The organism is Litorivivens sp., from assembly GCF_041624475.1.
GTDB lineage: Bacteria > Pseudomonadota > Gammaproteobacteria > Pseudomonadales > Spongiibacteraceae > Litorivivens.
Window position 1 is genome coordinate 276314 of sequence record NZ_JBFJUX010000001.1, and the last position, 12931, is coordinate 289244.

A 12931-nucleotide genomic window follows, 5' to 3' on the forward strand; every position below is an offset into this window, starting at 1 on the left:
AAATAAAAATAAAGTAGGTAGTTTCCGGGGGCGCCTCCGAGACAGCGAAAGGAGTATGTAATATTGAGCCAGCTTGAGGGGGTTATGGCCTCTGATTGGTCGTCTTGGCTGGAAGACGGCCAATCAACGGTGGTGCTGGTGGATCACGATGGTGAAGCCATCGATCTGAGACGGCGCATTGCCGAGGCTCAAGGGCGAGCCTGGCTGGAAAACCTGCGGGTACTGCCCAAGGCCCAGTGGTGGGTTGAGCTCTGGGACAGCAGCTTTCCCGAGCTGCAGGTGCTCAGGCCGGTGCAGGTGTTGGCCTTGGCCGAAGCCTGCATCGACGGCAGTGACTATCTGGCGGAGTCGGTGATTGGCGTGCAAGGTATTGCCCGCCAGTTTGTCGATGCCTTCGAGCTGGCCGAGCGCTATGGGCTGTCCACAGAAGCTAAGCCCTTTGCAACCAATGAGCAGCAGGCGTTCTGCGACTGGCGCGAGCGGCTGCGGCTGCGGCTGGTGGAGCAGGGCGCGCTGACCGGCGGGCAGCTGGTTGCTGCATTGGGTGAGCGCATCGACGAACTGGAGTTGCCGGCGCGGCTGGTGCTAAGCCACCAGCTGGAGTTGACTCCGACGGAGCAGACCTTACTGAACAATCTGCGGGAGGCGGGCGTCGCTACCTACCAGCTGCCACCCTTTGCCAGTTCCAAAGAGACTCTCAGCTGCCATCAGGCGAGCTTTGCCGGCTTGCAAGAGGAAGTGCAGGCTGCGGCTCAATGGGTGGCGAATCGACCAGCCGAGCAGGCGCAGCCCCGGCTGGCGCTGGTCGCCACCGATGTCAGTCGCTACGAAGCCCCCTTGCAGCGAGCCCTGGAGCGCTATGTCTATCCGGCCAGCCTGTTTCCGGCCGGCCACGATCAGGCCTTGAGCGAACCCTGGCGGGTGGGCACTGGCCGTCTGTCGGCCTACCCGATTATTGCCAGTGCGCTGGATGCTCTGCAGATCGCCCAGGGCGAAGTGCCACTGGAGCAGCTCAGCCGCTTGCTGCGCAGCCCCTTTGTGGTCCAAGCCGCTGAGCAGGCCGGAGCCAGGGCGGAGCTCGACTGGTGCTGGCGCGAATACCTTGGCAATCGCAGCACCCTGGTGCGGGCACTGGGCCTGGCTGCACAGCGCGGCTTTGATGCGGCCACCGAAGCCCTGCTGGGCCTGCAAAAGATGGCAGCCAGTCACACCGGCCGTGCCCAGCCCTCGGTCTGGGTGGCGCGTTTTGATGCGGAGCTGCTGGCCCTCGGCTGGCCGAACCGGGAAGCGGGCGACCCGGTGGTGGATCAGTGCCGACAGGGCTTTTCCCAGGTAATGGATACCCTGCGGGCCCTCGACCGGCAACTGGGGGCCATCAGCCGCAGCGATGCGCTGCGCTGGTTGCAACATGTACTGCAGGGCAAGCGCTTTGAGCTGCGACGCGACGAGGCGCCGCCCCTGCAGTTGCTGAGCCTGGAAGAGGCGAGTGGCCAGCAGTTTGACGCCATCTGGGTGCTGGGCTTGAGCGATTCGGCGCTGCCACAGGCGGTGCCGCCGTCACCCTTTCTGTCGCGCGAGGAGCTGGTCGCGGCGGGCGTACCGCGTGCCGATCACAGTGATGCCCTGAAGCGCGATATTGCCCTGCTGGAAACGGTGCTGGGCAGTGCACCGGAATGGGTGATTTCTTATCCGCGCCAGAGCGATGATGCGGTGGTGCAGACCCCCTGTACGCTGCTCGACTGGCATTATCCCGTACTGCCTGAATCCGACTTGGGCGAAGCCTTTACAGTAGCCGCCGAACTGGAGTTGCCAGCGGAGGAGCGCGTGCGGCCCGTCTCGCCGCGTGAAAGAACATCGCTGCGCGGCGGCACCGGCCTGTTCAAGGCCTATGCGATCAGTCCCTTTTTTGCCTTCCTGAAATACCGCCTCGGTTTGCAGGCCATGCCCGAGCCGGTGGAAGGGCTTGATCCCAAAACCCAGGGCAACTGGATCCACCGGGTTTTGGAATTATTCTGGCGCGATATCCGCGAGAGTGCCGCGTTGCATGCAATGACTAACGCGCAAATAGAGGCGCAATTGTCTGCAGCTATCGACCGTGCGATGAGCGAGCACAGTGGCCACGGTGAACAACTGCGGCGTATCGAAAAACGCCGCCTCCTGTCGCTGCTGCAGGAATGGCTGGCCTTTGAACAAAGTCGCAGTGAGGCATTTGCTGTCACCCATGTGGAGGCAGCGGGGCAGGTGGATGCCTTTGGCTTGCCCCTGCGGATGAAGATAGACCGGGTGGACAGTATTGACGGCAAGACCGTGGTGATGGATTACAAAACCGGTGCGCTGAGTGCCAATCAGCTCAATGCGGATAATTTACTGGAGCCGCAACTACCGCTTTATGCCTTGCTCGGCGAAGACATCGTCGGCGAAAAAATAGAGGGCGTGGTGCTGGCGCAAATTCACCCGAGTAGCGGTATGGCCGTGCATATGCGCTCGAGTTGGAGTGCCAATCTGGTGCCGCGCAATGTGCAAAATCCGGTCGACAGTCCGGAAAAATGGCAGGCCGAATGCGATGCCTGGCGGCGTGTGCTTAGCGAGTATGCCCGCGGTTTTCTGGCCGGCGAAGCGGGGCACAATGCCTTGTGCAAAGACAGCGACTTTGCCTACGATCCCTATGTTCCCGTGCTGGCGCGAGCTGGGGAGGTGAGCGATGACTGAGTTGCGTATACCCGACCAGGCGCACCGCGACCAGGCCATCGCCCCCAGCCAGTCCGTCTTGCTGCGGGCGCCGGCGGGTTCCGGCAAAACCGGCGTGTTGTTGCTGCGTTTTCTGAATTGTCTGCTGACGGCGGAGCAGCCGGAGGCGGTGGTGGCGATCACCTTCACCCGCAAAGCAGCCGCCGAAATTCGCGAGCGCATCGTACACGCGTTAAACCTGAGTGACAGCGGCAACGAGGGCTACGAGGGCCAGCTCGCCGCGCTGGCGGCCCGGGTGCGCGAGCGCGACCAGCAGCGCGGCTGGCAGTTATTACAGAATCCCTCGCGGCTGCGTATTTCTACCTTTGACAGTTTCTGTGCGCGCATCGCGCGCCGATTGCCGCTGCTGTCCGGGCTGGGACAGATTGCCACCACTGACGATCCGGAGGCCCTCTACCGGGAGGCCATATTCAACCTGTTTGGCCGCCTGGAAGGTGGCGACGCGGAGCTCAGCGAAGCGCTGGGCAATGTGCTCAATTACGCGAATAACCGTCTTGAACAGCTCTTGCCGCTCTTGTCGAACCTGCTGGCGAAGCGCGATCAGTGGGTCGAAGGTATCGTCGCCGGCCGCCTCGAGGCAATGGAAGAGGCCATCGCTGAGGTGGTCATGGGCGAATATCGCCGGCTTGCCAGCGCTCTGTCAGCCTACAATCTGCAGACTGTGATCGAGGCGCTGCGCGAGCATTCCGCGCTTGAGGAAAGCCTGGCCTGGGCGGCCGACCTGCAGGACCTGGCTGAGCCATTGCCCGAGCACCTCGAACTGCACAGCCAGCTGGCCAGCCTGTTGCTCACCGGCAGCGGCACACTGCGGAAAAAGGTCGATGCCAAACTCGGTTTCCCGCCAAAGCAGGCCGCAACCGAAACTCTGAAAGCCTGGCTCAAAGCGGCTCACGACAGCGGTGATGTCGATGATCTAACAGAAGCTTTATGTCGCTTGGCGGAGCTGCCTGCGCCGGGCCTGCCCGAGGCCTCGAAAGCGCTGATCGGCGATCTGGTGCTGGTGCTAAAAAATTTGCTGGCAGAACTGCATCTGGTGTTTAACAGCAAGGGCATGCTGGATTTTCCGGAAGTGGCCTTCCGCGCGATTGGTGCGCTGCGGCCGCTGCCGGAAACCGAGGGGGTCTACGGTGACGCCCTGTTACAGGAAGACCGCATTCAGCACATGCTGGTCGATGAGATGCAGGACACCTCGGTCAATCAGATCGTGTTGCTGCAGTACCTGATGCAGGGTTGGGAACCCGGCGATGGCCGCAGCCTGTTTCTGTGCGGTGATCTGCAGCAGTCCATCTATCTGTTTCGCGGTGCGCTGGTGGGAGAGTTTGAGCGTCTACTGGAGCTCGGCCACTTTAACGGCCACCCCCTGCGGCAACTCCAGTTGGAGGCCAATTTCCGCTCTGCACCGACCCTGGTCAATTGGGTGAACGCGGCATTCACAGCCGTGTTTGCCGGCGGCTATACCCCCGCCATTGCCCAGCGCGAGGAAAGGGGTGCAGTCGCGGTGCACCCGCAAATCGGTGACAGGAATGATGCGCGTCCAGCGGAAGCGGAGCAGGTGGTGGCGCTGGTGCAGCAGGTTCAGGCGGAGCGCCCCGAGGGCTCAATTGCCATACTGGTGCGCAGCCGCAGCCACCTGCAGGCGATCGTGCCCGCGCTCAAGGCGGCAGGCATTGCCTTTGCCGGTCAGGATATCGACAAACTCGCGAGTCAGCCGGCAGTGGCGGATTATCTGGCGTTGCTCAGAGCCTGGTGGCATCGAGCCGATAGGGCCAGCTGGGTAGGGTTACTGCGGGCTCCCTTTGTAGGTTTGAGCTGGGACGATTGCTGGGTGCTGGCCAATGCCGCGCCCGATCAGCTGCTCAGTGATCTGGTTACCGATTTCGAAGGCCATCAAGAGCTGTTTCAGGGCGAATTTTCACTCAGCGCCGATGCCCGGCAGCGCTTGCAGAGACTGGCCCAGGTGTGGTCTGACATTTCAGGTCAGGCGCGTTCGGTAGACTGCCGCTGGGCGGTGCCGGCCCTGTGGCACAGCCTGGGAGGACCCGCCTGTGTGGATGCCGTCGAGCGCCGCAATATCGATCGGGTGCAGGCCCTGCTGGTGGCGCAGGCTCCGGCCGGGGTGATCAACGACTGGCAGGAGTTTGCCCGGGCACTGGACAAACTCTACGCGGAGTCGGCGCCGGCGCGGCTCGAGATCATGACCATTCACAAATCAAAAGGCCTGGAATTCGATACCGTGATATTGCCCGGTCTCGGTGAAACCGGACGCAGCGGTGAAAGTCCACTGTTTCACTGGCGGCGCATGCAGGACGAGTTGGTGATCGCACCGCGAGCGCCGCGCGGCGGCGATGCCGGGGCCGAGCGGTTTTACAACTATCTGAAAGCGCAGCAGAAGCGCGACAGCGACCGGGAACTCGATCGCTTGCTCTACGTGGCCCTGACGCGGGCGCGTTGTCAGCTGCATTTGCTGGGCCGGGCGAAGGCCGACAGCAAAGGCAAGTTAAGTGTTTCTGACGGTTCGCTTTTGGCGCGATTGTGGCCGCAGGTGCAAACCCTGTTTGACGCGGCTGATCCCCTGCCGGAGCAAGTCAGTGAGGTGAGCCTGCAGGTACCACGGGCTCCGCGGCTGAGTGCTGCGCCCCAGCTGAGGATTCACCGGCAATGGCAGGGCCCGCAGGAATCTGAAACCCCCGTCGACCGACTGGCCCGGCAGGAGCGCCAGGCAGTACTGGAAGCCAATATTGAGGAACGCTGTGTCGGTCTGGTCTATCACGAACTGATGCGCCGACTGGCGGTGCGTAGCGAAGCACCGGAACGCCTGTACCGCGCGATCCCGACCCGCCTGCGCCACTACTGTCATCCGGAGAGCGGCCTGAGTGACAGTGTCGACACGGTGCGCCTGCTGGTAGACAACACGCTTTCCTGCGAGCGGGGCCGATGGATTCTGGCTCACTATAAAACCAGCGGCGCTGAGCAGGCGCTGCGCCGACAATTGGGGGAGGGCTGGCAGAAGCTGATTGTGGACCGCTTTTTCGTCGATGGCGAAACCTGCTGGATTATCGACTACAAAACCGCCCGCGGCAGCGGCGAGGCCTTCCTCGAGGCACAGCGTGAGCGTTATGGCGAAAAGATGCAGATTTATCGCCAAGTGCTGAGCGAAGCCCTGTCTATAGATACGGTAAGGGCGGGTCTCTATTTTCCGGCTTGCCAGGCTTTGGTGGAGTGTTAGCGACGCCAATAAAATTTATTAAAAGCAGGTAAAACAAGGTCTTGCTATTGTTTAGCCGGGATCTTTCAGAATGGCTGCGTGGACTTAACGCAAACCATCAATTATTCTGAAATGACTATCTAGGCCCAACGCTCTGGCGTGTTCTGTCCTTGGCAGAGACCGCGAATCAACCGTTAGGGCCTGCCATTAATTAAAAGATTCGCCTCTCGGGGATTCATCATGAAAAGTCGGATTAACCAACTGGTGCCAGCGATGTCGCTGGTGCTGGGGCTCTCCGTTCTCACCGCCTGCGCGCCCGCGCCGGTCGTTACCGTTACTGACGAACAGATCAACGCAGCCCAGGATGCGGGCGAACTGGAGCGGTTGTACCGCGACACGGCACAGCAGCTAGCGACCTTTGACCGACAGTCGCGGCCTCAGGATTTTGCCCGGCTTGACGCGATTGGCAAGCAGCTGGCGAGCGTCAAGGCCGCACAGGTACGAGCGCGTATGCAGCGGTTTGCGTTGTCAGAAGATTTGATTCCGATGAATATTTTGGCTGAGGCAGCGTCCGACGCAGAACAGATACGCGGCTGGAATGCAGCGATCGGTGACGCTCTGAGCGAGGAGATCAGCCTGGCACGGAAAGCATCGCAAGCGGCATTTGATGAGGCGCTGAATCGCCAGGCGGCTTTGCCCGACGATGCCCATCGCGAACGCCTTGCGGTGTTGCAACAGCTGGCCGCCGTGAGCGGCGATCCCAGCTATGAGAATCAGCGCATGGCACTGGTGCAGTCACTTGCCCAGCAGGCCGCCGCAGCTAAGGAAGCAGAAAATCTGGAACAGGCCAAGGAGCTGCTGGACGCCCTGCCCGATAGCGCCAATACCCGCCAACAGCGAGCCGAAGTGGATCGCCGTCTGTTTGAAAAACGCTTCAACAAGGCCTTGGCCGACAACCGTCCCGACGAGGCCTACCAGCATTTTGCGGCTCTGGCTGCCGCGCCAAACTGGAACGATATCAAGCCGGATATGCGCGAAATCGGGCAGGTGATGATCGACTATTTTTCGGCTCTCGGCAGTGATGCCACCGGTAAAGGGCAGCTGGCGGATGCCAAACGTTGGCTGCTGCAGGCCAGCCACATGGCTGGTGCGCTGGGACTGGACGCGCCGCGCGAAGCCTTCAAACCCTTTGTCGACAAGGTTAAGGCCTTGGCCGACAAGGCTCGGAAGAGCGGCAAGCGCCCGGCCCAGGAATTGGGTCTGTTGTATCTGGTGGACCAGCTGCAGCCGGGGCGGGGCGACGTGACCGGGCGTATCAATGAGCTGCAAAATGAGATTGCCGCGATCGCGCCCCGTGAGGTCAGTACTACCGCCTTTCGCGACCCCTCCGGTGATTACAAGTTTGGTGACAAGATTGCCGCGGGCATTACCCAGTACCTGTTCAAATCCATTCCCCAGGACGTGCGCATCATCGAGCGCGAGCAGTACGAGGCGATCAAGCGCGAGCAGGATCTGCGCGGTGCCAGCAGCCTGACCTCAGTGGATTACCTGATTACCGGCTCGGTGCTCGAAGCCAAAGTGGAAGATACTCAGCAGAAGAACCGGCGCACCATGCGGGTGGTTACCGAAACCGGCACCCGGCCCAACCCGGCCTATCTGGAATGGCTGAAGCTGACCGAATCACAGCAGGATCGGATCAAGGCACCTGCGGAAACTGAAAACTATGAAACCCGGGAAGATGTCAGCATCAATGTCACCATCCACCGCAAGGTGGGGATATTCTCGGTCAGCTATCGTCTCATTGACGCCCACTCGGGCAAGGTGATTTTCCCCGATTCGGTGACCGAGAGCATCGAGTTTTCCGATGAAAGTACCGAGGGTGTACAGCTGGGTGATTTCACACTGGATTTCAAACTGGCGGACCTGCCCTCGGATGTGGAAATCCTCAACGAACTGGCGGCCAAAATCAGTGAGGAGATTGGCGGCAAGCTGACAGAGCGCCTCAGTCGGCAGGAGGAGGCCTATGCTTCATTGGCTACGGCAGCAGCCAGCGAGGGTCACTATCTCAAGGCGACCGAGCTGATGGCGCGCGCCGAGGCGATTGCTCTGCGCAAGGGACTCGACGCCAGCGAACTGCGCGAACATCTGATTAATCACGCGGTGGCGGATTCACTGGGACTGCCGGCACCGCGTGAGCTGGTGGCACCAACGATTCCGGCCATAGAAAAACCGGTACTGAACACCCGCCCCGCTCAGCCTCAGCCCGCTGCGGAGTAGTCCTACTCAGCGGCGTCTGGCGACTCGTTTTTCCGGGCCACGGTCTGTGGCCCGCGCTCAATCCTGGCCAGGCCCTCGCGAGCCGCCCGGTTGCCTGCATCAAGGTCCAGGGCCTGTCGGTAGAGCCGGGCCGCTTCCAAGTGCTTACCTTCCTCCTCGGCCGTGCGTGCGCCTCCCAGCAGGCCGGTCACCCGTAATTGAGTTCCCAGATCCAGCAGTTTCTGCTCGCGCTGGATGTTGTCGGCCTCGGCCCGGGCCAGTTTTGTCTCGAGCTCGTTGAGGCCGGTGGCGCTCGGTGCCAGTTGCCGGGCGCGCTCAGCATAGAGGCGGGCGGAATCCGTGTCGCGTCGTTTCAGCTTTTGCTCGCCCAGCTCAACATAGCGTTCCGCGACGCGGTCGAGCCCGGCTCGGGCGGCGGGGTTATCGGGTCTAAGCTTGAGTACGCGCTGAAACCACAGTACGGCATTATCATTTTCCGGTGTCATCAACTGGTCGGCGGCTAGCGCTTCGCCGGCGCGCTGCAGCCAGCGGGCGACATCGCTGTCGGGGTCACTTTGCGGGGCCGGAGGCGCCGATGCTGTCACGGCCGGGCGGGATGTGTCGCCTGCCGGTTGCAGAAAATAGGCGCCGGCGGCCAGCGCCAGCGCAGCGAGACCGGCGCCGGCCCAGAGGAATTTCTTGCTGCTGTGGGCTGTATCCTGCTTGGGTATCGGAGCGGCGGTAGGTTGGGATTGGCCCAGATTGGCCGCGGGTGAGCGGGCGGGTTGAGGCGCACTGACCAGAGTGGCTTCGTCGGGGCTTTGAATGGGCGCGTGAAGCTGGCGGACTATGTGGCTTGAGGGCGGCAGGGTGCGTTCCATCTCGGCAATTTCCTGAGCCAGGCTATCGCCGCTGGTCGGTCGGTCGTGGGGTTCCTTGGCCAACAGTCTTTCCACCAGAGGCTGGTATTCGGCCAGGTCGTCGGGCAGGGGCGGCGGAGGTTCGCTGACGTGTTTGATGCCGAGGGCAATGGCATCTTCAGCCTGAAACGGCGGCACCCCAGCCAGCATTTCGTAGAGCACGATACCCAGGCTGTAGAGGTCGGAGGCGCCTTCCAGAGCCATGCCGCGCGCCTGCTCCGGGCTCATGTAACGCGGGGTGCCTACCATGGTACCGAGCTGGGTAAGTTGGGTTTCCGCGTCGTAATTGCGGGCAATGCCGAAGTCGGTGAGGATGGCGCGGCCGTCGCGGGCAAACAGAATATTGCCGGGTTTAATGTCCCGGTGGATGATGCCGCATTCATGGGCGCGGCCCAGCGCACTGGCCATTTCCCGGGTGATGCGTAGGGCGTCGGCCGGCGACAGTCCTTCGCGCAGCCGGTCTTTCAGGTCACCCCCGGTGTGAAATTCCATCGAAAAATAGTAGTTGCCTTCGTGCACATCCACGTCGTACACGGTGACAATGTTGGGGTGTGAGGTTCTTGCCAGGGTGCGCGCTTCGCGCAGAAAGCGGGTCTGAAAGGATTCGTCATCGCCGAGGGCGGCGGACATGACTTTCAGGGCGACTTCGCGGCCGAATTTTTCGTGCTCTGCCAGGTAGACGATGGCCATGCCACCGCGCCCCAGTTCCCTGATGATTTTATAGCCGGGGATATTCACTGCGCACCGCTGTCCTGCTGCCTGAACAGCCTTGAGTATAGCGGCAGAGGCTGGTGAGTCCTAGCGCGGCTAGCGGCGCCGGCCAATTGATTCGAGCAGGACCGTGAAGCGGCTGATGTCCCGGTCGAAGCGCTTGGAAGTCTGGGCTTTTTCGCGCTCGCGAATGGCAATCAGGTCTTCCACATCGGCGATCTGGGATTTGAGAGTAGCGATGGTGTCTTTCTGGGTCTGGCTGACGTCCTGATTGCGGCGCTCCATCTCCGCCGCCCGGGCTTCTTCGCGTTCAACCTGGGTTTTCAGGTAGTTCAGGTTGCCCTTGAGGATGGATATGCGGATCTGGATATCGCCGAGGGCGCGTTTTTTCGCGTCTTCAATATCGTCCACGCTGCTGTAGCGCAGCAGCAGCGACTCATCCCAGCGCTGCTGGGCCGCTTCTTCTTCCTGTCGCAGGCGTTCGGCTTCCACTTCGTCCGCGGGCAGGGCGGGATCAACGGATTTCACCAGACGGCCATCGGGGCGGATGATTTCATAACCGCGGCTGGCGGCAGAGGGGGGCAGGTTGTCGTTTAATACCACCTGGCCCTTGTCATCCAGATAGCGGTAGAGGACTCTTTCGGCCTGAACGCTGCCGGCTGCCAGCGTGGCAAGCAGCAGGATAGATGAGGCGCGGCGTAAACGGGGGCAAGTCAGCATGGTCTAGGGTCAGACACCGTATTGTTGGCGATAGCGCTCGATAGCAGTCAGGTTAGCAGCTCCCACCGGGTTTGTGCGCAGGTAGTCCACAATATCGGAAAGTTTCACAATGCTCAGTACGGGAAAACCGTAGGTCTGCTCCACCTCCTGAATGGCCGAGATCTCACCCTTGCCACGCTCCTGGCGATCGAGACCGACGATGACGCCGGCTACCTCGGCGCCGGCGCCGCGGATGATGTCGACGGATTCCCGAATCGCAGTGCCTGCGGTGATGACATCGTCAATGATGAGGACCTTTCCGCTCAGCGGGGCCCCGACCAGTACGCCACCCTCGCCGTGGTCTTTGGCTTCCTTGCGATTGTAGGCGTAGGGCAGGTCGCGGTCGTGCTGGTCGGCGAGGGCGCAGCTGGTGGCGGCGGCGAGCACGATACCCTTGTAGGCCGGACCGTAGAGCACCTGAAAGTCCGGGGCTTGGGCAGCGATGGCGGCAGCGTAGCAGCGCGACAGAGTGGCCAGTGCGGCACCCTGGTAAAACTTGCCTGCGTTGAAGAAATAGGGGCTGGTACGACCGGATTTGAGGGTAAACTCCCCGAAAGTAAGGGCCTTTGCAGCAATTGCCTGCTCAATAAATTGTTGTTGGTAAAGTTCCATAGTAACCTTTTGCCCGAAGTTCATAATCGCAGAAATGGCGGATTACCGGACAGACCGGCCAAGCTGCGCTAAACTGCATATTGTAGCAGCCTCCTGTAGGCAATAATAAATGGCTGCTTCTGACTCTGCTCCGCCGCAGCGCGAGCAATTTTTCTGACCGAGAGCTTTTTTGGATTATCAATGAGAATAATCAGCTTTTGTGCCAATGGCATTGAAGACGCCCTTGAACGCGGGTTTTTCGACTGGATTGCGGAACAGGATGCAGACATTGTCTGCATTCAGAATATAGGCATTCAGGAATACAAGCTCCGCGATCCAAAGTTCTTCCCCTCAGAATACAACGCTTATTTCTTCGATGCGGCTGAGCCCAATACCAACGGCGTGGCAATTTATACCCGGCGTCTGCCCAAGGCCATTATGTATGGGCTGGGTTTTACCGACTTTGATATGGAAGGCCGCTATATTCAGGCCGACTTTGAAGAGCTGAGTGTCGGCTGTCTGTTGGCTCCCTCGGCCTACCCCAAAGACGCCAAGGCGCAGGCGCGCAAGGGCGAATTTTTTGATCTTTTTTATAACCATCTGAACAAGATTCGCAACAAGCGGCGCGAGTTTGTGATCTGCGGTAACTGGAATATGGTGCACCGCAATATTGATGTGAAGAACCCCGAGGCGGCGCAGGGTTTGTCCGGTTTTCTCGGCGAAGAACAGCAGTGGATGGAACGCCTCTTCCACGAGTTGGGCTACATCGATGCCTTCCGCATGGTCAATCGCGATGCCGACGAGTTCACTTGGTGGCCGGACGGCGACCAGAGCGGTGATGGCTGGCGAGTGGATTACCAGATCGTCTCAAGCCGCTTCAAGCCCTACATCGAGTACGGGGTGGTTTACAAAAACCAGCAGTTTGGCGATCACGCGCCGCTGGTGATGGACTACGACTACGAGTTGCCGGAAGCGGAGTTCTAGATCCTACTAAGTGATAAGCAGGGCGCCATCAGGCGCCCTTTTTTGTGCTCGTTTGTGGGCTAATCAAAGCGCAAACTGCGCCGTGGTATAGCCTGCCATCAACTCGCCCACCACGGGGAAAATCACTTCCGCCTGCGCCGGGTGCACTGAGTAGGCTTTAAAGGCCTCCTCGCTTTCAAATTCCGCGACAATGCCAAAGTGGTAGTTGCCTTCCAGCAGCTGCAGATCCATGCCGCATTTGAAACTTTTGATGCCGGGAATCAATTCGGGCAGCTTGTTGTAGGCGTCTATCACCTTTTGCTGGGTTGTGGCATCCAGTTCGTTTTTAAAATTGATCAGGCACAGGTGCTGTATCATGGTGACTCCTTTGTCGTATTGGTCTTATTTGACGTAGATTGTGGCCTGGGTAATGCGATTGTCTTTGACGGTATAAATGCCGCACAACTTAAGTGTTAGCTTCTCGCCCTTCTTTAATGACGCGCCCATAAAATCGGGCACATCCTCGCGCGCTGTGAAGACATCTGTAATTTCGACAGCTGCGCGATTGCCGTCAATGAGAATGCTCTCCGCCGTCATCCGGTCTTCAAAGCTTGCGATAAGATAGCGATAGGTTTGCAGGATGGCGTCGCGGCCGTGGCTTGTTCCCTGCGCGCTGGTAAGTACCACATCATCGGCGTAGAACGCTGCAAGTGCTTCCGGGTTTTCGCTGTTGTAGGTGCGGTAGTAGTCTGCAAAAAATGCCTTGGTCAGGGCCATG

General features: G+C 60.3%; 9 protein-coding genes. 4 read left to right on the forward strand and 5 right to left on the reverse strand.

Annotation, left to right across the window (positions count from 1 at the left end):
- The first annotated feature begins 63 nt into the window (after positions 1–63).
- The 3 genes from ABY734_RS01260 to ABY734_RS01270 all read left to right on the forward strand — a co-directional run bounded on the left by ABY734_RS01260 (position 64) and on the right by ABY734_RS01270 (position 8230).
- Positions 64–2709, forward strand: coding sequence for a PD-(D/E)XK nuclease family protein (locus tag ABY734_RS01260; RefSeq protein WP_372777135.1), 2646 nt, complete (start codon positions 64–66; stop codon positions 2707–2709).
- Entirely contained in the window at positions 2702–5974 is a 3273-nt protein-coding gene (locus ABY734_RS01265) for a UvrD-helicase domain-containing protein (RefSeq protein WP_372777136.1), read from the forward strand. The genes ABY734_RS01260 and ABY734_RS01265 overlap by 8 nt, the downstream gene beginning before the upstream one ends.
- A 219-nt stretch (positions 5975–6193) precedes the next feature.
- Positions 6194–8230, forward strand: a complete 2037-nt coding sequence (locus ABY734_RS01270) for a hypothetical protein (RefSeq protein ID WP_372777137.1) — start codon at positions 6194–6196, stop codon at positions 8228–8230.
- A 2-nt stretch (positions 8231–8232) separates the two neighbouring features.
- On the opposite strand, the gene ABY734_RS01275 is transcribed toward ABY734_RS01270, so the two are convergent.
- The 3 genes from ABY734_RS01275 to pyrE all read right to left on the reverse strand — a co-directional run bounded on the left by ABY734_RS01275 (position 8233) and on the right by pyrE (position 11211).
- Entirely contained in the window at positions 8233–9867 is a 1635-nt protein-coding gene (locus tag ABY734_RS01275) for a protein kinase (RefSeq protein ID WP_372777138.1), read from the reverse strand.
- Between the two features lie 69 nt (positions 9868–9936).
- Positions 9937–10560 carry a hypothetical protein gene (locus ABY734_RS01280; RefSeq protein ID WP_372777139.1) on the reverse strand — a complete coding sequence of 208 codons (624 nt, stop codon included), beginning with the start codon at positions 10558–10560 and terminating at the stop codon, positions 9937–9939.
- Between the two features lie 9 nt (positions 10561–10569).
- Positions 10570–11211, reverse strand: a complete 642-nt coding sequence (pyrE, locus tag ABY734_RS01285; protein ID WP_372777140.1) for an orotate phosphoribosyltransferase — start codon at positions 11209–11211, stop codon at positions 10570–10572.
- Positions 11212–11391: 180 nt separating this feature from the next.
- On the opposite strand from pyrE, the gene ABY734_RS01290 reads away from it, so the two are divergent.
- Entirely contained in the window at positions 11392–12174 is a 783-nt protein-coding gene (locus ABY734_RS01290; protein ID WP_372777141.1) for an exodeoxyribonuclease III, read from the forward strand.
- Between the two features lie 63 nt (positions 12175–12237).
- On the opposite strand, the gene ABY734_RS01295 is transcribed toward ABY734_RS01290, so the two are convergent.
- Together ABY734_RS01295 and ABY734_RS01300 are read right to left on the reverse strand one after the other, a co-directional pair.
- Positions 12238–12531: a Dabb family protein gene (locus tag ABY734_RS01295; protein WP_372777142.1), complete on the reverse strand. Its 294-nt coding sequence runs from the start codon at positions 12529–12531 to the stop codon at positions 12238–12240.
- 24 nt (positions 12532–12555) lie between these two features.
- Positions 12556–12930, reverse strand: coding sequence for a nuclear transport factor 2 family protein (locus ABY734_RS01300; RefSeq protein ID WP_372777143.1), 375 nt, complete (start codon positions 12928–12930; stop codon positions 12556–12558).
- Between the last annotated feature and the right edge of the window lies 1 nt (position 12931).

Bases quoted from the DNA above. Each gene is read 5' to 3' on its own strand.
- ABY734_RS01265 (WP_372777136.1), top strand. From the start codon at position 2,702: ATGACTGAGTTGCGTATACCCGACCAGGCGCACCGCGACCAGGCCATC.
- ABY734_RS01270 (WP_372777137.1), top strand. From the start codon at position 6,194: ATGAAAAGTCGGATTAACCAACTGGTGCCAGCGATGTCGCTGGTGCTG.
- ABY734_RS01280 (WP_372777139.1), bottom strand. From the start codon at position 10,560: ATGCTGACTTGCCCCCGTTTACGCCGCGCCTCATCTATCCTGCTGCTT.
- pyrE (WP_372777140.1), bottom strand. From the start codon at position 11,211: ATGGAACTTTACCAACAACAATTTATTGAGCAGGCAATTGCTGCAAAG.
- ABY734_RS01290 (WP_372777141.1), top strand. From the start codon at position 11,392: ATGAGAATAATCAGCTTTTGTGCCAATGGCATTGAAGACGCCCTTGAA.
- ABY734_RS01295 (WP_372777142.1), bottom strand. From the start codon at position 12,531: ATGATACAGCACCTGTGCCTGATCAATTTTAAAAACGAACTGGATGCC.
- ABY734_RS01300 (WP_372777143.1), bottom strand. From the start codon at position 12,930: ATGGCCCTGACCAAGGCATTTTTTGCAGACTACTACCGCACCTACAAC.